Annotated in this window: 17 protein-coding genes and 1 riboswitch; of the genes, 7 read left to right on the top strand and 10 right to left on the bottom strand. The window is 72.0% G+C overall.

The features are described from left to right. Nucleotides 1-109 precede the first annotated feature (109 nt). From ACWGI8_RS03870 to ACWGI8_RS03855, 4 genes are all read right to left on the bottom strand, one after another. Nucleotides 110-1045 carry a hypothetical protein gene (locus tag ACWGI8_RS03870; protein ID WP_453658420.1) on the bottom strand — a complete coding sequence of 312 codons (936 nt, stop codon included), beginning with the start codon at nt 1043-1045 and terminating at the stop codon, nt 110-112. Between the two features lie 172 nt (nt 1046-1217). Next, nucleotides 1218-2402 carry a VWA domain-containing protein gene (locus ACWGI8_RS03865; RefSeq protein ID WP_453658418.1) on the bottom strand — a complete coding sequence of 395 codons (1185 nt, stop codon included), beginning with the start codon at nt 2400-2402 and terminating at the stop codon, nt 1218-1220. A 28-nt stretch (nt 2403-2430) separates the two neighbouring features. Further along, a complete protein-coding gene (locus ACWGI8_RS03860; RefSeq protein WP_453658416.1) occupies nt 2431-4797 on the bottom strand; it encodes a DUF5682 family protein in 2367 nt (788 codons plus the stop codon). Next, on the bottom strand, nt 4794-5906 hold the full coding sequence (locus ACWGI8_RS03855; RefSeq protein WP_453658414.1) for an ATP-binding protein: 1113 nt from the start codon (nt 5904-5906) through the stop codon (nt 4794-4796). Before ACWGI8_RS03855 ends, ACWGI8_RS03860 begins: the two co-directional genes overlap by 4 nt. Before the next feature lie 244 nt (nt 5907-6150). On the opposite strand from ACWGI8_RS03855, the gene ACWGI8_RS03850 reads away from it, so the two are divergent. Next, complete coding sequence (locus tag ACWGI8_RS03850) at nt 6151-7500, top strand: SWIM zinc finger family protein (RefSeq protein ID WP_453658412.1); 1350 nt, start codon at nt 6151-6153, stop codon at nt 7498-7500. An 18-nt stretch (nt 7501-7518) separates the two neighbouring features. Next, nucleotides 7519-9153: a DUF5691 domain-containing protein gene (locus ACWGI8_RS03845; RefSeq protein ID WP_453658410.1), complete on the top strand. Its 1635-nt coding sequence runs from the start codon at nt 7519-7521 to the stop codon at nt 9151-9153. 115 nt (nt 9154-9268) lie between these two features. Here the strand turns inward: ACWGI8_RS03845 and ACWGI8_RS03840 are convergent, their stop codons facing one another. Next, on the bottom strand, nt 9269-9682 hold the full coding sequence (locus tag ACWGI8_RS03840) for a cobalamin B12-binding domain-containing protein (RefSeq protein ID WP_453658408.1): 414 nt from the start codon (nt 9680-9682) through the stop codon (nt 9269-9271). A gap of 336 nt (nt 9683-10018) precedes the next feature. Here ACWGI8_RS03840 and ACWGI8_RS03835 point away from each other — a divergent pair, with 336 nt between their 5' ends. Next, the gene (locus ACWGI8_RS03835) at nt 10019-10897 is read left to right on the top strand and encodes an esterase/lipase family protein (RefSeq protein WP_453658406.1); all 879 of its coding nucleotides are present in this window, start codon (nt 10019-10021) and stop codon (nt 10895-10897) included. Nucleotides 10898-11108: 211 nt separating this feature from the next. After that, complete coding sequence (locus ACWGI8_RS03830) at nt 11109-12728, top strand: M23 family metallopeptidase (RefSeq protein WP_453658404.1); 1620 nt, start codon at nt 11109-11111, stop codon at nt 12726-12728. A gap of 161 nt (nt 12729-12889) precedes the next feature. Here the strand turns inward: ACWGI8_RS03830 and pcrA are convergent, their stop codons facing one another. Continuing rightward, nucleotides 12890-15361: a DNA helicase PcrA gene (gene pcrA / locus ACWGI8_RS03825; protein ID WP_453658402.1), complete on the bottom strand. Its 2472-nt coding sequence runs from the start codon at nt 15359-15361 to the stop codon at nt 12890-12892. A 232-nt stretch (nt 15362-15593) separates the two neighbouring features. After that, nucleotides 15594-15761, top strand: a riboswitch (cyclic di-AMP (ydaO/yuaA leader). On the opposite strand from pcrA, the gene ACWGI8_RS03820 reads away from it, so the two are divergent. Beyond that, nucleotides 15760-16935, top strand: coding sequence for an NlpC/P60 family protein (locus ACWGI8_RS03820; RefSeq protein WP_453658400.1), 1176 nt, complete (start codon nt 15760-15762; stop codon nt 16933-16935). (Overlaps the previous riboswitch by 2 nt.) Nucleotides 16936-17190: 255 nt before the next feature. Here the strand turns inward: ACWGI8_RS03820 and ACWGI8_RS03815 are convergent, their stop codons facing one another. Then, nucleotides 17191-17544 (bottom strand): hypothetical protein, encoded by a 354-nt coding sequence (locus tag ACWGI8_RS03815; protein ID WP_453658398.1) that lies wholly within the window; start codon nt 17542-17544, stop codon nt 17191-17193. A 253-nt stretch (nt 17545-17797) separates the two neighbouring features. Here ACWGI8_RS03815 and ACWGI8_RS03810 point away from each other — a divergent pair, with 253 nt between their 5' ends. Both ACWGI8_RS03810 and ACWGI8_RS03805 read left to right on the top strand, forming a co-directional pair. Further along, nucleotides 17798-18847 carry an NlpC/P60 family protein gene (locus ACWGI8_RS03810; RefSeq protein WP_453658396.1) on the top strand — a complete coding sequence of 350 codons (1050 nt, stop codon included), beginning with the start codon at nt 17798-17800 and terminating at the stop codon, nt 18845-18847. Nucleotides 18848-18859: 12 nt separating this feature from the next. Further along, nucleotides 18860-19624 (top strand): GNAT family N-acetyltransferase, encoded by a 765-nt coding sequence (locus ACWGI8_RS03805; protein ID WP_453658394.1) that lies wholly within the window; start codon nt 18860-18862, stop codon nt 19622-19624. 166 nt (nt 19625-19790) lie between these two features. On the opposite strand, the gene ACWGI8_RS03800 is transcribed toward ACWGI8_RS03805, so the two are convergent. From ACWGI8_RS03800 to ACWGI8_RS03790, 3 genes are all read right to left on the bottom strand, one after another. Then, the gene (locus tag ACWGI8_RS03800; protein ID WP_453658392.1) at nt 19791-20930 is read right to left on the bottom strand and encodes an alpha/beta hydrolase; all 1140 of its coding nucleotides are present in this window, start codon (nt 20928-20930) and stop codon (nt 19791-19793) included. A 161-nt stretch (nt 20931-21091) separates the two neighbouring features. Next, nucleotides 21092-21790, bottom strand: coding sequence for a LuxR C-terminal-related transcriptional regulator (locus tag ACWGI8_RS03795; protein WP_453658390.1), 699 nt, complete (start codon nt 21788-21790; stop codon nt 21092-21094). Then, nucleotides 21787-23061 (bottom strand): PspC domain-containing protein, encoded by a 1275-nt coding sequence (locus ACWGI8_RS03790; protein WP_453658388.1) that lies wholly within the window; start codon nt 23059-23061, stop codon nt 21787-21789. Before ACWGI8_RS03790 ends, ACWGI8_RS03795 begins: the two co-directional genes overlap by 4 nt. Between the last annotated feature and the right edge of the window lie 55 nt (nt 23062-23116).

The following is a 23116-nucleotide window of genomic DNA, read 5'->3' as shown; positions in this document are numbered from 1 at the left end:
TTGCGTCGGTTGCGACGGCGTCAGCTCAGCTGGACGTCGGCATCCGGGCCGGCGGGCAGACCTGCTCCGCCCCCGCGCGGCAGGTCCTGAGGCGGGGGAACGGCCTGCCCTATCCGGGGAATTCGAGAATGTCGCGATGCCGGTCGCGGACGCCGGCACCGGTCAGCGGCTGCCGGGAACCGGGCTCGAGCCCGAACGCCACGGCGTTCGAGAACCACGCCGCGTGATGGTCGCCGGGGCGCGGCGTGTGGCCGTCACCGGCGGACTGAACGACGGCGCTGCCGCCCGGTCCGGCCGGGAAACGGCCGGGCAGGTCCGGGAGCCGCCCGTCACGCGTTCCGTCGCCGAGCAGGGGGACGGCGCGGGTGTCCGCCGCGCCCAGCCGGTGCGCGTACGTGGTCGCGTACCGGAGCTCATGGGAGGGCGTCGCAACAGCCTTGCTGCCCTTCGTGCGGCCACGGCCGGCGGACTCTCCGAAGCGTGGCTCGTCGCGGTGGCCGGTGACGGGCGCGGTGTCCTGCGGCCGGTCCTGCCCGGGCACGGGCAGGCCGTCGCCGGGCCATACCGGTGCGGGCAACGGCCGCGCGGGCACGTCCTCCACGACCGAGCCGACCACGTCACCGACGGGCTCCGCCACATCGTGGACAACCTGTCCCACGGCCCCTGCGACGGGCTCCACGACGGGCCTGGCCACGTGCTCCACGGCCGGGTCGACGACGCGATCGACCGTCTGCTCGGCCGTCTGCTCGGCCGCCTGCTCGACGGCCGGCTTCGTGACGCGCTCCGCAACAGGATCCGTGACGGGTTCCGTGACGGGCTTGAGGGCCCGCTCGGCGTCCTCGGCGTCCTCGGCGCCCGGGCCGAGCGGCTCGGCCGCACCCTCGGTCAGCGGCTCCGCGACGTCACGGAGCTGGCCGGCCGGACCGGCGGCAGGGGCGACCCGCTCCAGCGGGGAGCCCACGCCCGGCTGCTCCGCCGCGTGCGCCTGACCGCCGAGAACGAACCCCAGCACCAGCAGCCCGCCCACGAACAGCAACACACGCACCGCGTGCACCGCATGCCGCCCGGCCGCACGGCGCACAAGGCGCCCGGCGGCACGAGGCTGAGCAGCGGTGACAGTCAAAATGGGGCGAGCCCTCCCAGGCGCGGAACATGGCCCTCCACGGGCAACGGGGACGATGCTTGCACGAGCCTCCCGGGGTCACGCAAGTCCCTTGTTACTGATGAGTCGCCATGTCCGGTATGGGCAGTGGCCTTTTCTCGATCGCCGCGGCCATCACTTCCGGGAACAGGTCGGGCGTGCAGGCGAACGCCGGCGCACCCAGTGCCGCCAGGGCTGCCGCGTGCTCGCGGTCGTACGCAGGTGCTCCCTCGTCGGAGAGCGCGAGCAGCGCGACGAACTGAACTCCCGACGCCTTCATCGCCGCGACCCGCTTCAGCATCTCGTCCCGTATGCCGCCTTCGTATAGATCGCTGATGAGCACGACTACGGTGTCGGCGGGCCGGGTGATCTGCGACTGGCAGTAGGCGAGCGCCCTGTTGATGTCCGTACCGCCGCCGAGCTGCGTGCCGAACAGGACGTCCACCGGGTCGTCCAGCTGGTCCGTCAGATCGACGACCGCCGTGTCGAAGACGACGAGCCGCGTCGCGATCGACCGCATCGAGGCGAGCACCGCTCCGAACACCGAGGCGTAGACGACGGATGCCGCCATCGACCCGGACTGGTCGATGCAGAGGACGACGTCCTTCTTCACTGCCTGGGACGCGCGGCCGTAGCCGATCAGCCGCTCGGGCACGACGGTGTTGAACTCGGGGAGGTAGTTCTTCAGGTTCGCCCGGATCGTGCGGTCCCAGTCGATGTCCCGGTGGCGTGGGCGGTTGATGCGCGCGCTGCGGTCGAGCGCGCCGGTGAGGGTCGCGCGGGTGCGGGTGGCCAGCCGCTTCTCCAGGTCGTCGACGACCTTGCGGACGACCGCGCGGGCGGTTTCCTTCGTCGTCTCGGGCATCGCCTTGCTGAGGGAGAGCAGCGTCCCGACGAGGTGGACGTCCGCCTCGACGGCCTCCAGCATCTCCGGCTCCAGCAGCAGCGTGCGGAGGCCGAGCCGGTCGATCGCGTCACGCTGCATGACCTGGACGACGGAGCTCGGGAAGTACGTACGGATGTCGCCCAGCCAGCGCGCCACATTGGGCGCCGACCCCTCCAGGCCGGCCGATCGCTTTCCGCTCCCGCGCTCCTGACCGCTCCCCGGGCCGTAGAGCGCACCCAGGGCTCCGTCCATCGCGGCGTCCGTCCCGGTCAGGGCGCAGCCAGTACCCTCGGCCGCGCCCCCGCCGAGGACCAGCCGCCAGCGCCGCAGCCGCTCGTCGGATGCCATGTCCACCACGGTCTCCGGCGTTGTCATACGTGCTCCCCCACGGTCTCCGGTGTTGTCATACGTGCTCCCCCTCCAGGATCAGCCGCAGTACGGGCAGCACCGCGTCCGCCCGCTCCTCGTCGAGCCAGGCCCCGAATCCGGGCACGCCCCCTTCGCCGCGCGCCGGTCCGCCGCCGGCCGGGCCGCGCCGCACCAGCTCCCCCAGGGTGCGGCGTACGCCCGGCTCGTACGCCGAGAACGTGCGCCGCAGCAGCGGCAGTACGTCGGTGAACGCGTCCGCCGGGACGGATGCCAGCCAGGCGTCGACGAGTCCGAGGAGCCGCTCGTCGTGGACCAGGAGCATTCCGCCTCCCGACGCCCCGCCGACGAAGCCCTCGATCCAGGCCGCGGCGTCGGCGGGCGGGGTGCCCGGCGAGAGCGCCAGGCTCATCAGCCGCGCGGCCTCGTCCTCGGCGAGCCGCCCGTCGTCCAGCAGCAGACGGGCCGCGCGCCCTCGGATCACCCCGGGCACGGCGTCCCGCACCGCGACCTTGCGCAGGACGCCCGACCAGCGGCCGCTGAGCTCCTCGGACTTCGGAAGCAGTGCGATCGCCGTGTGGACGCCGTCGAGATGGCCGCGCATCTCGGCGGCTCCGTCCGCGTCGAGCCCGGTGCAGGCGGGCGGCAGTCCGACGCAGATGCGCTCGGCGAGACCGGCCGCGACCTCGCCGAGGGCTGCGGTGTCCGTCGCGCGCACGTCCCCGTAGCGCAGGGAGCGCGCGAGCGCGGGCAGGGCCTGGGCGAGGTGGCCGACGTCCGCGTCCAGGGCGGCCCGGTCGGCGAGGGCCTGCATCACGACGGGGAGCGCGTAGGGCAGTTCGGCCAGAAGACACCGCTCCGCGAGCGACGTGACGTCGGCGAGCGCGGTCGCCGACGCGGCCTGTCCCTCGGCCTTGGCGGTCGCGGCGGAGAGCACCGTGGTGCCCCAGACGCCCGCCTCGGCGACCTTGACGTACAGCTCGGGGTCCCAGCGCAGCCGCCACGTCTCCCGGAACGTGCCGGCCGATCCGCGCCCCGCCGTCGGTGTGCCCCAGCCGACGCCCAGGAGCCGCAGCCGGTGCAGCAGCCGGCTTCGCTCCGCGTCGGTCTCCTTGCGCAGGTCGAGCTCCAACTCCCGCTCCAGCAGCTCGGGTTTGAGCCGCAGGGTGCGATGGAGGCGGGTCAGGTCGCGCTGCAGCGGTACGGCCGGGGCCGTGTCCGGGACCTCACCGAGCACATCGCCGGTGATCAGCGCGTCCTGGATCAGTCCGAGCGGCACCTCGGAGCCGTCGCACATCACGGCCCGGATCGCGTCGGTCGTCTCGCTCAGTCCGGCGAGCGGACGGGCGCGCATCGCGGCGAGCGTCTCCGCGAGCCGGACGGCCTCGATGACATGGGCCGAGGAGACCATCCGGTCCTCGTCCCTGAGCAGTCCGGCGACCTTGGTCATCCAGCGCTCGACGGGGCGGTCGGGGGCGCTGAACAGATGCGCGTACCAGCCTGGCGAGTCGATTCCCGCGCCGTATCCGCTGTGCCGGGCGAGCCTGCGGTGCGTCCAGGGCACCCAGGTCATCTCGGTCCTGACCTTGGGCAGGCCCTTGAGCAGCGCGCGGTCCGCGGTGGCCGTCGACTTCCCGGTCAGCGCGGGGACGTGCCAGGCGCCGCAGACGACGGCGACCTCGTCCCCGAACTCCTTGCGTGCCGCGCGCAGCTGGATCCGCATATGGGCCTCACGGACGAGGTCGCGGGGGTGGCCGCCGTGTCCGTACGTCTCGCGGAGCGCGGCCATGGCCTCGCCGAGCACGGCGAACGGCGCGAGCGGGTCGCCCGGGCCCGCGCCGCCCGCCGTGGACGCGGCGCCGCGGTGCTCGATCACGTCCTCCCACCAGCGCTCGGGGTCGTCGTATCCGGCGGTCTCGGCAAGCACTGCGACCGGGTCGATCCGCAGGGTCGCCTCGCCGCCGACGACTTCGTCCTCATCGCCCCAGGTGGGATCGGCGGCGGCCGCCAGGGAGTGCGCGGCGGGCAGGTCGATGAACCGTACGGGCACCTCGTGCGCCAGCGCCCAGCGGATCGCGACCCACTCCGGGGAGAACTCGGCGAGCGGCCAGAACGCGGCCCGGCCCGGGTCGTCCACGGCGTGGGCGAGCAGCGCGACCGGCGGGGCCATGCCGTCGTCGGCAGCGAGCGGCAGCAGGGCGTCCCCCTCGGGCGGGCCCTCGATCAGCACCGCCCTGGGCTCCACCGCCTCCAGCGCGGCCCGCACCGCCCTCGCGGACCCGGGCCCGTGATGCCGCACCCCGAGCACGAGTGGACCGTCACTTGGCCATGTCCTCTCCGCGCCTGCGGCTGTGACAGGCGCCGGGACCGCGGGCCGTACGGGCGTCGCCGTCCGTGAGGTCATGCGCTCACCTCGCGGCAGGCGCGGTAGAAGTCCTTCCAGCCGTCCCGCTCGCGAACGACCGTCTCCAGGTACTCCTGCCAGATGACGCGGTCCGCCGCCGGGTCACGGACGACCGCTCCGAGGATGCCCGCCGCCACGTCGCCCGGCCTGAGCACTCCGTCGCCGAAGTGCGCCGCGAGCGCCAGCCCGTTGGTGACGACGGAGATCGCTTCGGCCGTGGAGAGCGTCCCCGAAGGGGACTTGAGCTTCGTGCGCCCGTCCGCAGTGACGCCGTCGCGCAGCTCGCGGAAGACCGTGACGACGCGGCGGATCTCGTCGGCGCCCTCGGGCGCGGCAGGCAGTTCGAGCGAGCGCCCGATCTGGTCGACGCGCCGGGAGACGATGTCGACCTCCGCCTCCGGGGTCGCGGGCAGCGGCAGGACCACGGTGTTGAACCGGCGGCGCAGCGCGCTCGACAGATCGTTCACCCCGCGGTCGCGGTCATTGGCGGTGGCGATGAGGTTGAAGCCGCGGACGGCCTGCACTTCCTGGCCCAGCTCCGGGATGGGCAGGGTCTTCTCCGACAGGATCGTGATGAGCGTGTCCTGCACGTCCGCCGGGATGCGGGTGAGCTCCTCGACACGCGCGGTCATGCCTTCCGACATCGCGCGCATGACGGGGCTGGGCACCAGCGCGTCACGGCTGGGGCCGTGGGCGAGCAGCTGGGCGTAGTTCCACCCGTAGCGGATGGCTTCCTCGGGCGTGCCCGCCGTCCCCTGCACGAGCAGCGTGGAGTCTCCGCTGACGGCCGCGGCGAGATGCTCGGAGACCCAGGTCTTGGCGGTGCCGGGAACGCCGAGAAGGAGCAGCGCGCGATCGGTGGCGAGCGTCGTGACGGCGACCTCGACGATCCGGCGCGGTCCCACGTACTTGGGCGTGATCACGGTCCCGTCGGGCAGTGTGCCGCCGAGCAGATAGGTGGCCACGGCCCACGGCGACAGCTGCCAGCGGGCCGGCCGCGGCCGGTCGTCGGACGCCGCCAGTGCCTTGAGTTCGTCGGCGAAGGCGTCCTCGGCATGGGGCCGCAGGGCCTCGGTGCCGGTGGCTGCGCTGGTTTCGGGCACGGTCATGGATCCCCCTCCAGATCGATCGACCGGATGTGGGTTCCACCGTGCACCATGCCACTGACAATCAGCCGTATCCGCAGGCCGTTGCCGTGATCGGGGCTGAAGAAAGGGGCGCTGGAGCCGAGTTGCCGGTGATCGGGGACATCGCGATGCGGTGTCGCGGCCGCGACACCCGCTCCGGACTCCTCGGTCCCAAGCTTCCGCAGGTCAGAACCGATTGTCAGTGGGGACCCCTAGCGTTTCTCGCATGAATCAGCAGGGGGTGCGCTGGACGGCGGAACAGGTGCTGGCTCTGGCTCCTGATGCCTCGTCACGCAAGGCGGGAAGCAAGCTCGGTGCGGCCGGGCCGTGGTCCGATGCGGGCAGCAGCGGCTCGGGGGCCGTCTGGGGCCTGTGCAAGGGCAGCGGCAGCAGGCCGTACCAGACAATCGTGGACACAACGGGACCGGCGTACAAGTGCAGTTGCCCGAGCCGGAAGTTCCCGTGCAAGCACGCGCTCGGGCTGCTGCTGCTCTGGGCGGGCGACGACGAGACCGTCCGGGACTCCGAGGCACCGGACTGGGCCGACGAGTGGCTGGCGGGTCGACGCAAGCGCACGGCGGAGAAGGAGGAGCGGGCTGCGGGCGAGGGGCCGTCCGCGAAGACCGCGGACCCGGAGGCGGCGCGGCGCAGGGCGGAGCGCCGGGCGGGCCGTATCACCGCGGGGGCGACGGAGCTGGAGCAGCGGCTGGCGGATCTCGTGCGCGGCGGGCTGGCCTCGGCGGAGCAGTCGGGATACGGCCTGTGGGAGGAGACGGCCGCCCGCATGGTCGACGCGCAGGCGCCCGGACTGGCCGGACGCGTAAGGGAGTTGGGCGCCATACCGGGATCCGGGCCCGGCTGGCCCGTGCGCCTGCTGGAGGAGAGCGCGCTTGTGCATCTCCTCGACCGGGCCTGGCTGGACATCGAGCGGCTGCCGGAGCCCTTGGCCGCGACCGTGCGGACGAGGGTCGGACTGACCGCGCCCGCCGAAGGGCCGGCGGTCAGGGACGACTGGCTGGTGCTCGCGCAGTACGACTCGGCCGATGCCAAGATCACCACACGGCGCATCTGGCTGTACGGGCGGGAGACCGGGCGGACGGCGCTGCTGCTCTCCTTCGGCGCGGCCGGCCGCGCACCGCAGCAGGCCCTGCCCGCGGGCCTGATGATCGACGCCGAACTGGTGCCGTACGCGGGCGCGGGGCAGCTGCGAGTCGACCTGGGCGAGCAGTTCGGCGTCCCGGTCCCGATCAAGGCGCCACCGCCGGGCGGTTCCACGGACGACGCGCTCGCCGCGTACGGGGCGGCCCTGCGCGAGGACCCATGGCTGGATTCCTGGCCGGTCACGCTGACCGGTGTCATACCGGTCCCGGCGGACGACGGATGGCAACTGGCCGACGCGGACGGGGAGTCCGCACTGCCGGTCGCCCCCACCGCACTGTCCCGGCCGGGACTGTGGAGACTCGCCGCGCTCTCCGGCGGCAGCCCGGTCACCGTCTTCGGCGAATGCGGTCACCGGGGCTTCACACCGCTGGCCGCCTGGTCCGACGAGACCCCCGAGACGGTCACCCTCACCTGAACGCACCACGGAGGACCGATGACCAGCACCACCCGCACGACCGTCTGGGAAGAGCTCGTGACCTCCGCTCTTCTCGGCACCGACCGGCGGACGCCGCCGGCCGGCGTCCTGACGCCCGGCGCAGAGGCGCCCGTCGCGCTGCTGGACGCGGCTGCGCTGCACACCGTGCGGCGGAGAGCCGGGCTACGGCCCGCGCCGGCCGGGCCGCGGCCGGAGCCCGCACCGCACGACGACCGCCGCGCCCTGCCCGAGCCCGCCCGGCGGAGACTCGCCCTGCTGCTGGCCGACCGGGCCGCGCCCACGGGCGCGGGAGGCCGCCGCGGCACGGCCCCCGACCTCACGGAACTGCTGCCGCAGTGGCTCGCCGCGGCCAACGAGCACGGTTACCGCGCCCCGGCCTCCGTGCTGCCCGCCCTGCTCGACGCGGCCCGTGCCCGCACCGATCTGCGGCCCCTCGCCCTGCGCTTCGCAGGCCCGCGCGGCCTCTGGCTCGCCCGGCTCAACGCGGACTGGAAGTTCGCCCTGCGTGGTACCTGGGGGTCCTCCCAGGCCGGAGGCTCTGGGGGAGGTTCCGCCCTGCCCGCCCCAACGGACACGGAGGCTGTCCGGCGGCTGTGGGAGGAGGGCCTGTTCGCCGAGCGGGTCGCCCTGCTCGCCTCCGTACGCGCTCACGATCCGGCGGCGGCGCTCACGCTGCTCACCGGCACCTGGCAGACCGAGCGCGCGGAGGACCGGCTGATGTTCCTGGACTCGCTGCGTACAGGCCTGTCCGACGCGGACGAGCCGTTCCTGGAGCAGGCACTGTCCGACCGCAGCCGCAATGTCCGGACGACCGCGGCCGAGCTGCTGTCCGCGCTGCCGCACTCCGCGCTCGCCGGCCGGATGGCCGCGCGGGCCGTCAGCTGCATCGGACTGGACCGCGCGGAGGGCACGGCGGCGATCGCGGTCGAGGCACCGCACGAATGCGATACGGCGATGCAGCGCGACGGGGTCGTCCCGACGCCGCCGTCCGGACGGGGCGAACGGTCGTGGTGGTTGGGACAGTTGGTGGAGGCCGCGCCACTGGCCACCTGGCCGCAGCGGCTCGGCGGGCGCACCCCGGAGGAGATCGTGTCCCTGTCCGTCGCCGACGACTGGGGCGACGAGCTGCACGCGGCGTGGTGCCGGGCGGCGGTGCGGCAGCGGGACCCGGAGTGGGCCCGCGCCCTGCTCGGCGCCCCGTCCGAGCCGCCGTCGACCGGACCCGGGACGTCATCGCTGGCGGAGCGGGCGAAGCTGCTGGCGACACTGCCGGAAGAGGAGCGGGCGGGGTGGGTCGCCGCGTTCATATCCGCGCACGGTCTGTCGGAGGCGTTCCAGCTGCTCGGTGTCTGCGCGGTGCCCTGGGCCGAGCCGCTCGGCCGCGCGGTGGTCGACGCACTGGACATCGCGCGGGACGCGGGGAGCTACCCGTGGAGCTTCAGCGGCGTCATGGGCCTCGCCGAGCGCTGCCTCGACCCGGCGGAGGCGAGCCGCCTCGACCTCCTCACCGCCACCCCGGACGAACCGGAGGGCGGCTCCCCCGGCGCGGGCGGCTACTGGTCCGAGGCCTTCCAACGCCTCGTCTCGACGCTCCGCCTCCGCGCGACGATGCACTCGGAACTGCACCCGTAGCCGGCGACAGGGGGTTTGTCCGGGTCGGCCCCGCCTCACCGGCACACCCCCACCGGTGGCGGCCGCAGGACGGCGACCCGCGCCCACGGTGCGGGGCACCCGTCCCAGGGGTTGGTCAGGCGTCCGCCGCCTGGCGAACGTTCGCGTTCACCCAGTCCACGATCGACGCCGTCGTCGCGCCCGGAGTGAAGATCTCCGCGACACCCTTCTCCTTCAGCGGGGCGATGTCCGCCTCCGGAATGATGCCGCCGCCGAAGACCTTGATGTCCTCCGCGTCGCGCTCTTTCAGCAGCTCGAGCACCTTCGCGAAGAGCGTGTTGTGCGCGCCGGAGAGGATGGAGAGACCGATCGCGTCGGCGTCCTCCTGGATCGCGGTGTCCACGATCTGCTCGGGGGTCTGGTGCAGCCCGGTGTAGATGACCTCCATACCGGCATCCCGCAGCGCCCGAGCGATCACCTTCGCGCCGCGATCGTGGCCGTCGAGACCCGGCTTGGCCACCACCACGCGGATCGGACCGGTCACACCCATCACTGCCTCCACATACCGACTGCGCCGTCATTGGCACGGGTCCCCACGCCTGTACGGGCCGGGGAGGTGAACGAACGTTATCTACAGCATCCCGCAACCTGCCGTTTCGCGGCGGATAGCGAGGGGGAAATCACACGTGGGACATGTTCGCTATGCGTCGTACCCGCATCGTGCACCACCCAGTCGCAGCCGGGGCGATCGCAAGGGGAGCCGCTACTCGGTCGCCGTACCACTGTGCCGCCAGCCGCGCGGCGCGGCGGTGGGCCCTGTCGGCAGCCCCATGAGGGCATACGGGGGACGGAGCCGTCGACCCGTGCGCCATTCGGGAGGTCGGCCATGGGTTTCCTGCCGCTCTTGCGGATACGGCTGTCGATCGCGCTGCTCCGGGCCACCGCCCTTGAGCTGGCGATCCTCGCCGGGCATCTGATCCTGTACCCGTCGGGCATCTCCCATGAGCGCCAAGCCCCGCTGCCGCCGTCCGGCGCGGCATCACCGCCGTCCGGCGCGGCGTCATCGGCGTCCGGCGCGGCGTCATCGGCGTCACCGGTGCCTACGACCCTGCCGACCGCCCAGGACCCGTCGCGTCCGCCCGCCGTCCTGCTGCACGGCTTCGTCGACAACCGCTCCGTCTTCGTCCTGCTGCGCCGCTCCCTCGCCCGGCACGGCTGGCACCATCTGGAGTCGCTCAACTACTCCCCGCTGACGTGCGACATACGGACGGCAGCCGAGCTGCTCGGCCGCCACGTCGAGGAGATCTGCGAGCGCACCGGCCATCGTGAGGTCGACATCGTCGGGCACAGCCTCGGCGGCCTGATCGCCCGCTACTACGTCCAGCGGCTCGGCGGAGACCGCCGCGTCCGCACTCTCGTCACCCTCGGCACTCCCCATTCGGGCACCAGCGTCGCCCCGCTCGCGAGCGCCCACCCCATCGTGCGCCAGATGCGCCCCGGCTCCCCCGTGCTCGAAGAGCTGCGGCAGCCCGCCCCGGGGTGCCGGACGCGGTTCGTCTGCTTCTGGAGCGACCTCGACCAGCTGATGGTGCCCCTCGAGACGGCCTGCCTGAAGCACCCCGATCTCCTCGTGCGGAACGTCCGCGTGAGCGGCATCGGCCATCTCGCGCTGCCCGTCCATCCCGCCGTCGCGGCAGGCATCCGTGAGGCGCTCGAATCGTCCGACGCGGAGGCCGGAGCCTCGGGCGCCGTTTCGGTCGCCTGAAGTCGAACAACAGTCGAACGTAAGGCCAAAGCTGTGCCCGCAGTCCGCCGAAAGACGGCCGAATGCCCGTTTCCCGTCCCCTCAAAACCTGCCGAAGATTGTCGGCGTCGCGTACCGCCGGGTACAGTCGCGCCACTGCTTTGCCTCTGGGACCCCCGCCGTGGGGTGACCCCCAGATCTTGGTCCTGCTGCCGAGGCGAGAGAGAAGTTGGTGAACGACCAGCACCCCAACGCCGGGTACGACGCGTACGCCACCGGCAGCTTCGACACCGACCCGCTCTTCGGCGCCCTGCCGGGCAGTTACGAAGCGGGGCACGGCGGACACAGCGGACAGTACGACGCCACGCAGTGGAACACGGGCTCCGCGACGGGTTACGACACCTTCGACGCGCAGGCGCACCAGCAGGCATACCCGCAGCAGTACGACGCCACGCAGTACGACACCACCGGCCAGTGGGACGCCAACGCCTGGAACCAGACAGGGCAGTTCGCGACAGGGCAGTACGAAACGGCCGCGGCCACCTTCGCGTACGACACGACCGGCCAGTGGCCGGCGGCCGGGTACGGCACGGCATCGGCGTACGAAACGGGCACGTATGACGCCACCGCCTGGAACTCCGGCGCGGAGGTCTCGGCTGAAGCCACGGCCGCGTATCCGCAGTACGTCGACACCCAGCAGTACGCCGAGCACATCGGGTACGCGGAGCAGCACCTCGACCACGTCGAGCACTCTGCAGAGCAGCACCTCGGCCACACGGAGCACGCAGAGCCTGCGGAGTACGCCGAGTATCCGGTGTACGACGGCCACCAGGACCTCACCGAGGCCGTCATCCCTGAACAGTTCTCCCCCGCGGACGAGTTCGACGCCGACCCCACGGCCGCGACCGGTTCCGACTACGACTACGGCTACGAGTCCGACGGCGACCACGACGCCGACTACGACTCCGGCCACGACTACGACGCCGACACCGACACCGACTCCGACTCCGACTCCGAGCTTGTCGCCGACGCCGACACCGCCACCGCGCCCGCCGTCATCCCCTCCGCCGCCGTACCGATCCGCCCCGTACGCCGGGCCGGTGGCAGCCGCGGACGTCGCCGCACCCCCGCCAAGCGCTCCGCGCTCCTCACCGTCGCCGTACCGTCCGCCTGCGTGATGGGCGTCGCCGGTGTCGCCGCCGCCTCGGTCGGCGGACTCACCAGCGGCGGGGAGACGAAGGACGCCGACACCGCGGTCACGGCCGCCGATCCGTCGTCCGTGAAGCCCGTCGCCGCGAACAACAAGCTGGACACCCAGCTCGCGGCGCTCAGCGCCGACGCCCGCGACTTCGGTGACCGCGCCAGCCGCACGCAGGAGCGCATCGACCTCAAGGAGCGCCAGGAGGCCGAGCGCAAAAAGCGCGAGGAGGAAGCCGCCCGGCGCGAGGCACTGCGACCCAAGTTCGCGCTGCCGGTCGCTCAGCACGGGCTGAGCGCGTACTACGGCCAGGCGGGCGTCAACTGGATGTCCATGCACACCGGTATCGACTTCCCCGTCTCGTACGGGACGCCGGTGATGGCCGCGACGGACGGCACCGTGCGCACCCAGTGGAACAGCGCGTACGGGAACATGGCGATCGTGACCGCCGCCGACGGCACGGAGACCTGGTACTGCCACCTCAGCAGCACCAAGATCCGCTCGGGATCGGTCAAGGCCGGCGAGGTCATTGCGTACTCGGGCAACTCGGGCAACTCCACCGGCCCGCACCTGCACTTCGAGGTCCGGCCGGGCGGCGGGTCCGCGATCGACCCGCTGCCGTGGCTGCGCAGCCACGGCCTCAGCCCGACCTAGGGCAAGTCCGGGCCGCACCGTGGTCCCAGTCCCGGCTCCGGGCCGCACCGCGGTCCCAGTCCCGGCTCCAGGCCGCACCGCGGTCCCAGTTCCGGCTCCGGCCCGCGCACCCTGCCCGCGGCCCGGGGCGGAAGCCGAGCCCCCGCCCCCGAACCGATTCCCTACAGCTTCTCGACCGGTGCGTACCGCAGAAGCAGCCGCTTCGGCTTGGTGTCACCGAAGTCGATCGTCGCCTGCGCGTCCGCACCCGAGCCGGTGACCGCCATCACGGTCCCCAGTCCGAACTGGTCGTGCGTGACCCGGTCCCCGACCGCCAGCGCGATCACCGGCTTGTCCGTCGTACGCCGCGTGGCGAAGCCCGAAGGGCCGGAGCGCGACCGGGACGACGAGAGCGAAGACGTGATCCCGGACGTCGGACCCGCCGGCGCCGCCATGGGCCCGGTGCGCTTCCACTGCAGATGCGCGTCCGGGATCTCCTCCAGGAAGCGCGACGGCGGGTTGTACGCGGGCTGGCCCCAGGCGCTCCGCATCGACGACCGCGTCAGATAGAGCCGCTCGCGGGCACGGGTGATCCCCACGTACGCCAGACGCCGCTCCTCCTCCAGCTCCTTGGTCTGACCCAGCGCCCGCATGTGCGGGAAGACGCCGTCCTCCATGCCGGTGAGGAACACGACCGGGAACTCCAGGCCCTTCGCCGTGTGCAGCGTCATGAGCGTGATGACGCCCGCACCCTCCTCGTCCTCGTCAGGGATCTGGTCGGAGTCGGCGACGAGCGCGACCTGCTCCAGGAACTCGGCGAGCGTGCCCGCACCCGCCCCTTCCCGCCCGCCAGGCTCCCCGCGCTCCTGCTCGAACTCCAGGGCCACCGAGGCGAGTTCCTGCAGGTTCTCGATGCGTGTCTCGTCCTGCGGATCGGTCGACGCCTGGAGCTCGGCCAGATAACCGGTCCGCTCCAGCACGGCCTCCAGGACCGTCGCCGGGCCCGCGCCCGATTCGACGATCGTCCCGAGCTCCTCCATCAGCGTGTTGAAGCGCTTGACGGCATTGGCGGAGCGGGCCGCCATGCCGTACGCCTCGTCGACGCGGCGCAGCGCCTGCGGGAAGGTGATCTTCTCCCTGAGCGCCAGGGCGTCGATCATCGCCTCCGCCCGGTCGCCGATGCCGCGCTTGGGCACATTCAGGATCCGGCGCAGCGGGACGTTGTCCTCCGGGTTGGCCAGGACCCGCAGATACGCCAGCACGTCCCGGACCTCCTTGCGCTCGTAGAAGCGCACGCCGCCGACGACCTTGTAGGGCAGGCCGACGCGGATGAAGATCTCTTCGAAGACACGGGACTGCGCGTTCGTCCGGTAGAAGACCGCCACATCGCCGGCCTTGGCAGTGCCCGCGTCCGTCAGCCGGTCGATCTCGTCGGCGACGAACTGGGCCTCGTCGTGCTCGGTGTCGGCGACATAGCCGGTGATCTGCGCGCCCGCGCCCGCGTTCGTCCACAGGTTCTTGGGGCGGCGGCTCTCGTTGCGCTCGATGACGGCGTTGGCCGCGGAGAGAATCGTCTGGGTCGAGCGGTAGTTCTGCTCGAGCAGGATCGTCGTCGCGTCCGGGTAGTCCTCCTCGAACTGGAGGATGTTACGGATCGTGGCACCGCGGAAGGCGTAGATCGACTGGTCGGCGTCGCCCACGACGCACAGCTCGGCCGGCTCCAGGTCCTCGTACCCCGTCCCGACCAACTCGCGGACCAGCGTGTACTGGGCGTGGTTGGTGTCCTGGTACTCGTCGACGAGGACATGGCGGAACCGGCGCCGGTAGTGCTCGGCGACGTCCGGGAACGCCTGGAGCAGATGGACGGTGGTCATGATGATGTCGTCGAAGTCCAGCGCGTTGGCCTCGCGCAGCCGCGCCTGGTACATCCGGTAGGCCTCGGCCAGCGTCTTCTCGAAACCGTCGGCGGCCTGGTCGGCGAAGGTCTCCTCGTCGATCAGCTCGTTCTTCAGGTTCGAGATCTTGGCGCTGAAGGACTTCGGCGGGTAGCGCTTCGGGTCGAGGTCCAGATCGCGGCAGACCAGGGCCATCAGCCGCTTGGAGTCGGCGGCGTCGTAGATCGAGAACGACGACGTGAAGCCGAGCTTCTTGCTCTCGCGGCGCAGGATGCGGACGCAGGCGCTGTGGAAGGTGGAGACCCACATGGCGTTGGCGCGCGGGCCGACGAGGTGCTCCACGCGCTCCTTCATCTCGCCCGCGGCCTTGTTCGTGAACGTGATCGCCAGTATCTGGCCGGGGTGCACATGGCGGGTCGCCAGCAGATGGGCGATCCGGTGGGTCAGCACCCGGGTCTTGCCCGAGCCGGCGCCGGCGACGATGAGCAGCGGCGAGCCCTGGTGCGCGACGGCGGCACGCTGCTGCTCGTTCAGCCCCTCGAGCAGCGCGGCCGGGTCCACGGCAGGGCGCGGCGCCCCGTCCCGGTAGTACGCGTCGCGGGCCGGAGGCGCGTCGAAAGCGCCCTCGAAGAGGTCGTGCGGGACCTCCTCGTGGGGCGGGTGCTCGTCGTGCTCGTCGGGCTCGGGCGGCGGGTGCTCCTCCGGGGCCGAGGTGCGCTGGAGGTCCGCCAGGAAGCTGTCATCAAAGAGGCTGCTCATCGCTCTATGAGTCTAGGCCGCCCCACTGACAGCCCGCCGCCGCCTTCACCACACTCACCGAGCCGGAGCGCAACGCCGGAACCGATCACATACCGTCACGTCTCGGCCACGACACGCCAAGGTCACGGAAATGTATCGGGCATATCGAACATCGTCCTTCACAACAGCAACACAGTTTGGCTAGCGTGCTCGCCCAGGCGGCCCGTACTGCCAACGGCGACCTACGCCAATCGGGCAGCCTGCGCCGAATCCGGCCTTCCGCAGGGGAGTTCGGAGCCGGGGACCCACCAGATATGTACAACTGGGGTGAATCGGGCCGCACTCCACTCGGCCCGTAGGACAGCCTTCCGTTCCGTCCGAACCCGACAGCTAACCCGGTAGGCGGTCCACGGAAGGAGATGCCGGCCTTGGCGTCGCATCGCAAGCCGCGCAGCCGTACTCGTACGAATTCATCCGCCGTCGGGTTCACGACGGCCGCCCTGGCGGGCGTGACGCTGCTCTCGACCCAGAACGCGACAGCCGACCCGAAACCGAGCATCGAAGAGGTCCAGAAGAAGGTCGACGACCTGTACCGGCAGGCGGGCTCCGCGACCCAGGACTACAACCGGGCGCAGGAGGCCACCGCGAAGCAGCGCCGCGCGGTGGACACGATCCTCGACGACGTCGCCAAGCGCACGGACTCCCTCAACGAGTCCCGCCGGGCCCTCGGTTCGTACGCGGCCGCCCAGTACCGCACGGGTGCGGTGGCCCCGACCGCCGCGCTGCTCTTCGCCGACAGCCCGCAGGCGTACTTCGACCAGACACAGTTGATGGACCGGCTGACCGACCAGCAGCGCAGCGCCATCGCCGACTTCGAGACCGAGCAGGCCGCGGCGGCGAAGCAGCGCGCGCGGGCCACCAAGAGCCTGGAGTCGCTGACCGCTTCGCAGCAGACGCTGCGTGAGAGCAAGCAGACCGTCCAGAAGAAGCTCGCCGAGGCGCGGGCGCTGCTGTCCCAGCTGACCGCCGAGGAGAAGGCGCGGCTCGAGGCGCTGGAGCGGAAGCGGGAGGAAGAGGCCCGCCGCAAGGCCGAGGCACAGGCCAAGGCGGAAGCCGAGGCGGAAGCCGAGGCGGAGGCGGAGCGGCTGCGCCAGGAGCGCGCACAGCAGGAGCAGGAGCAGAACCAGGGCACAGGTACGGGCACCGGCACCGGCACCGGCACCGGCACGGGCACCGACTCGTACGCGGCCAAGGCCGAGAAGGTCCTCTCCTTCGCCCGCGCCCAGATCGGCAAGCCGTACGTCTGGGGCGCGACCGGCCCCAGCTCGTACGACTGCTCCGGGCTCACCCAGGCCGCCTGGAAGGCGGCCGGCGTCGATCTGCCCCGGACCACCTGGGACCAGGTGGAGGTCGGACAGCGGGTGGCGACGAAGGATCTCCTCCCGGGTGATCTGGTCTTCTTCTACGACGACATCAGCCACGTCGGCATCTACATCGGCGACGGCATGATGATCCACGCCCCGAAGCCGGGTGCGAACGTCCGCGAGGAGTCGATCTACTACATGCCGATCTACGGGAGCGTCCGCCCCGCCTAGAGGCCACGCCGAGCGGGCTTGCGTGAGCCGGGCTTGCGTGAGCCGGGCTTGCGTGAGCCGGGCTTGCGTGAGCCGGGCTTGCGGATGCCGGGCTTGCGGATGCCGCGCCGGTGGAATCCGTCGCACGGCGCCCGACTCACGCCGCAACCGGCCTTTGACCAAGGGGAGTTGCGGCATGAGCGGCTCGGGCTCGGCCGACCGGCGCGGACCCCAAAATCCCCCGGGTCGCCAGGAACCTCCTGGACCCGGGCCGCATCACGTCCAGAGTGTCGCGATGAAGATGTTCGCCAGCGTCAGCGCGCCCACCGTCGCGAACGCCCCCTTGTCCACCTTCTCCTCGTCCCGCTTGACGTAGACCAGCGCGAGGATCACCACGAGCACCGCGAGCTTGATGCCGATCTTGAGGTTGTTCACCGGCTGGTCGTCCGCCTGATTCAGCCCCACCAGCACCACGCCCGTGACCAGCATGGTCAGCGCACCGTGCAGCATCGCGGGCGTGAAGCGCGCCGTCCCCTCGCCCATGGCCTTCATCTGGGTCAGGAAGCCGCCGAGCAGCGACGCGATACCGATGATGTGCAGGGCGACGAAGACATTGATGAGTACGTCCATGGCACCGGAGCCTAGCCGTACGATCCGAAAGTGACCCCGGCCGGTCCATCTCCCACCAATACCGGTCAGGACGCCGCCGTGTCGTAACCCCGAGGTTTAGCGTCCTCCCCCAGGTGGCCGGCTCTCACCACCGTCCCGTACCCGGACGGCAGCCGGTCGCCCCCGCCGAAAGAGCCGGCGGTGGACCGTCTCCCCTGTGCGGTCCGCCGCCGGTACCCGTACCGGCGGACCCTACGGAAGGACTGGCTCCCTCGTGGCAGCGCACCGCAAACCCAGGCAGCGCACGCTCTCCGGCCCCGCCGCCCGCCTCTCCGCCACCCTCGCGCTCGCCGGCGCCGCAACCGCCACCGTCTTCGAGGGGGCCGGGCACGCCGAACCGCTCCTCACCCCGGACGAGGTCAAGGCCAAGGCCGACAAACTGTACGAAGAGGCCGAGGAGGCGACCGAGAAGTACAACGGCGCGAAGGTGAAGGCCGACGCGGCAAAGGCCTCGGCGAACGAGCTGCGGGACGAGGCGGCACGGCGTACGGACCGGCTCAACGCCTCCCGCAACGCACTGGGTTCCCTCGCCACCGCGCAGTACCGGGCCGGCGGCATCGACCCCGCCGTGCAGCTCGTGCTCAGTTCCGACCCGGCCCGTTATCTGGTGGGCGCGGAGCTGGCGGAGCGCGCCGGGGAGCGGCAGGCCGCGGCGATCGCCGGGGTCCGGCGGCAGTTGAGGGAGATCGCGCAGGTCCGCTCCGAGGCGGGCGAGCGGCTCGCCGAGCTTCAGGAGCGGCAGGCGGAGCTGGCGCGGCATCGCACGACGATACGGAAGAAGCTCGCGGCGGCCGAGACGCTGCTGGCACAGCTCACCGCCGCACAGCGCGCCGCGTACAACGGCCAGGACGGCACACCGACGGGCCGGGCGGACCGGGACGCCGCCAGGACCGTCCCCGGCGCCCCGGCGGCCAACGCGCGTGCCGCGCAGGCCGTGACGTACGCGTACGGGGCGCTCGGCAAGCCGTACGTCTGGGGTGCGACCGGGCCCTCCGCGTACGACTGCTCGGGCCTGACCCAGGCCGCCTGGCGCGCCGCGGGCGTCTCCCTCCCCCGCACGACGTACACCCAGATCAACGCGGGCCGCAGCGTCCCGCGGTCCCAACTCGCCCCCGGGGACCTGGTCTTCTTCTACTCGGGCATCTCCCATGTGGGCCTCTACATCGGCGGCGGCCGGATGATCCACGCACCGCGCCCGGGGGCGCCGGTCCGGATCGCGCCGATCGACGAAATGCCGTACGCGGGGGCGACGCGGGTCGCGTAGCATCCCGGCTTCATGGAATCGATCGCCCATGACATACAGAACTCCTCACGCACGCTGACGCTGCGTTCTCCGCACCACCGGCGGGTGGGCCCGTTCACGGTGCGGTACAACCCCGACTGGGAGATCCCGCCCGCCAATTACGCGATCCCCGACGCGGGCGCGGCTGCGTCGGCCGCCGATGTCGAGGCGATGGTCGCGCTGTTCCGGGAGCTGGACCGGGTGCCGCGGCTGGAGTTCCTGCCGTCCACCGCTCCCGGCACCGAATCGGCGCTGCTGGCGGCCGGGTTCACGGTCACCAACCGCGCGCCTCTGCTGGCCTGCGCGCCCGGTGACCTCCGGCCGCCGAAGCCGGTGGACGGCATCACCGTCACCGAGCCGTCCGCACCCGCGGAATACGTCGCCGCGGCCGGCGTCCAGCACCTCGCGTACGGAGGGACGGGCGAACCGGTGGAGGGTGAGATCCGCTGGCTGCGGGAGGCGTCCGAGCGCGGTGGCGTCGCAGCCCTCGCCACGGCGCCCGACGGCACCCCCGTCGCCTCGGGCGGCTGCTCCGCGCCCGTCGACGGCCTCAGCGAACTCGGCGGCCTCGCCGTGGCGGCCCCCTTCCGCCGGCGCGGCATCGGCGCCGTGGTCTCCGCGTTTCTGACCACGGCGGCCTTCTCCCGCGGGATCCGCACCGTCTGGCTGGAGCCGGGCGACGCCGACATCGAGCGCATCTACGCGGGCATCGGCTACCGGCGCGTGGCGGAGAAGGCGGACTTCACTCTTCCGGGGTGAGGGAGCCCCCGGGCACCCCGTGGTACCTGGCGCCGGCGCCGTACGGCCTACTGGGCGCTGGCCCGGCGGCGGCTCACCGATTACGCCACCGAAGCGGGCTTCACCGACGTCACCTGGCACACGCCGCAGGACAGCGGATTCTGCCGGCCCGTGCTCACGGCCCGGGTCAGTGACCCGCCGCCGACGGGTTCGGACCGCGTTCGTACGTGACCTGGCGGGTCAGCCAGCGGAAGACATCGGGGACCTGGCGCTTCCACTCGCCGGTGTCGTGGGCACCGCCGATCTCGAAGACGTCGACACTCGTCGGGAGCTTGGCGGCTGCCCGGAGCGCAAGGCCCGATTCGTAGCCGTCGCCGCGGGCGCCGGAGACGAAGAGAGCCGTGCGCGGGGCGGTCCTGGCGGACTCCAGGATGCGCAGGGGGTTGTTGGCGCGGCGCAGCTCGGGGTCGTGGGCGGCGAGGGAGCTCTTCTCGGCGGCCGGGTCGTTGTAGCCGGACAGGCTCACGCCGGCGCGGTAGCGGTCGGGGTGGGCGACGGCGAGCTTCGCCGCGCAGTGGCCGCCGGCCGAGTATCCGGTGACGGCCCAGCCGCCGGGCTTCTGCGTGGCGCGGAAGTTGTCCATGACCATCTTGCGGACGTCGACACTGAGCCACGAGTCCGCGTTGATCTTGCCCGGAATGTTGGCGCAGCCCGTGTCCGAGCGGCCGATCAGGGTCGTGCGCGGGGCGACGAGGATGAACGGCGCGACCTCGCCGCGCTCCATCATCGGCCTGAGCTGCTCCTGCACCTTGAGCGTGCCGAACCAGGCCTTGGAGGAGCCGGGATAGCCGGGCAGCATCTCGACGACCGGGAACTTCGTGTTCCGGTAGGCGGGCTGGTCGTACTGCGGGGGCAGCCAGACGTACACCTCGCCCTGGACGCCCGACACCTGCCCGGTGAGCGAGGTGACCTGCACCCCTTCCCCGACGATCGGGTCCGTGGCGCGCTTGAAGGTCTGCTTGGTCTTCGGCAGATCGGCCCAGCGGATCCCGCCCATGCCGTCCTTCCCGAGGTCCTTCGCGGTCGTGACATGGTCACCCGTGCCCAGCAGGTCGTCCCAGCTGTCGTACAGGCTGAAGCTGTTGTTCACGGAAATGAAGACCACGAGGAGCGCGGTCGCCTGCGCGAAGCCGAGCATCATCAGCCGGACGCTGCCGCGCACCAGGGCGGGTCCGCGCACCCGGCTCCACAGGGCCAGCGGCAGCAGTACGGCGACCACGGCCAGCACGATCGCGGTCACGAAGAAGGGTGTCCCGGTCAAACTCATCACGGACAGTCAGATGGAGCCTGACCCGCCCTGGTTGCCACGGTCGTGCGGCAGTTTCATCACAGATTCCCGAATGTGCATGGCTGAATCGCATGCACGTACAGCCGCAGCACCGCGTGCGTGCACAGCCGCAACGCCACATGCGTGCACGCCCGGCCGCATCACACGAGCCGGCGTGCCGTCGCCCACCGCGTCAGCTCGTGCCGGTTCGACAGCTGCAGCTTCCTCAGCACGGCCGACACGTGCGACTCCACCGTCTTCACGGAGATGAAGAGCTGCTTCGCGATCTCCTTGTACGCGTATCCGCGCGCGATGAGCCGCAGCACCTCCCGCTCGCGCTGGGTGAGCCGGTCCAGGTCCTCGTCCACCGGCGGCGCGTCCGTCGAGGCGAAGGCGTCGAGGACGAACCCGGCCAGCCGTGGCGAGAAGACCGCGTCGCCGTCCTGCACCCGGAAGATCGAGTCGACCAGGTCGGTGCCGGTGATGGTCTTGGTGACATAGCCGCGGGCGCCGCCGCGGATCACCCCGATGACGTCCTCGGCGGCGTCCGAGACGGACAGCGCCAGGAACCGGACCGGACGCTCGGCGGCCGTCATCATGCTCGCGCAGCGGCGCAGCACCTCGACGCCGCCGCCGCCCGGCAGATGGACGTCGAGGAGCACCACCTCGGGGCGGGTCGCCGTGATCACGGTGACCGCCTGGTCGACATCGGCGGCCTCGCCGACCACTTCGACGCCCGTCTCGTCGGTCCGGCCGATCTCGGCCTGGACACCGGCGCGGAACATCCGGTGGTCGTCGACGAGCACGACCCGTACACGACGCTCCGAAGTCCCACCGGCTCCGTCGGTCTGCTCGGTCATCCGTCCGCCCTCTCCATCTCAAGCTCCACTTCGGTGCCCTCCCCGGGCACCGACCGCAGGCGCGCCGTCCCGCCGTTGCGCTGCATACGGCCGATGATCGATTCTCGTACGCCCATCCGGTCCTCCGGAACCGCATCCGGGTCGAAGCCGGGCCCCCGGTCCCGCACCGAGACGAACACCGTACGGCCCTCGACCTCCGCGTACACCCGAACGGGGCCCCCCTCGCCACCGTACTTCGCGGCATTCACCATCGCCTCGCGCGCGGCCTGCATCTGTGCGGTCAGCTTCTCGTCGAGCGGGCAGTCGCCGACGACCACGACCTCCAGCGGGACGCCGTGCTTGTCCTCGACCTCGGCAGCGGCCTTCTTCACCGCGTCGGCGAGGGTGGCGGGCTCCTCGTCCTCGTCCTTGCCGGTGCCCTCCGGCTTGTACAGCCAGTTGCGCAGCTCGCGCTCCTGGGCGCGGGCGAGCCGGCGCACCTCGCCCGCGTCGTCCGCGCTGCGCTGGATCAGGGTCAGGGTGTGCAGGACGGAGTCATGGACGTGGGCGGCGACCTCGGCGCGCTCCTGGGCGCGGATGCGCATCAGCCGCTCCTCGGAGAGGTCCTGGGTCATCCGGACCAGCCAGGGGCCCGCGAGCAGACCGACGCCGACGATCACGGCGATCGCCGCCGTCAGTACGTTGCCGAGCTGAGCCGCCGAGCCGCGGACGACCATGAAGACGGTCAGGCCCATACCGACCAGGGCGACGCCCGCGAGGCCGCGCGCCAGCTGCAGCAGTCTGCGGCGCCGGTCGTCGCCCGCCCACTGGGCCCGGCGGGCGTTGTCGGCCTGCCGCCACACCAGGACGACACCGGCGGCGATCAGCAGCACCGGCCACACATAGCGGTTGGCGGAGCCGCCCATGTCGACATTGGTGACGAAGACGACCGCGCCGACCAGCAGCGCGATCATCGCGAAGAGCTGGCCCCTGTCGGGCTTGCGCAGCCGCCGTCTGCCGTCGGGGGTCGTCTCGAAGACGGGCTTGGGCTCGACGGACCTGCCCCCCACACCGAGCGGGACGACGATCCAGAAGACCGCGTACAGCAGCGCGCCGAGTCCGTCCGCCATGAACAGGCCGAGGAAGACCAGCCGCACCCAGATCACCGGCAGCCCGAGATGCCCGGCGAGCCCGCGCGCGACACCGCCCAGCCAGCGCCCGTCGGCGCTGCGGTACAGCTTGCGGACGGCGGGCTCTTCGGTCTCGGGCGGACGGGCGGCGGCGACTGGCATGCCCCGATCGTCACACGTACGTACGGGCGCGTACATCAGGGCCGTCCCTGAGACC

The organism is Streptomyces sp. NPDC054841, assembly GCF_053611045.1.
Note: the sequence above shows the minus strand (reverse complement) of the source record. Positions and strands in the feature narration are given on the sequence as shown.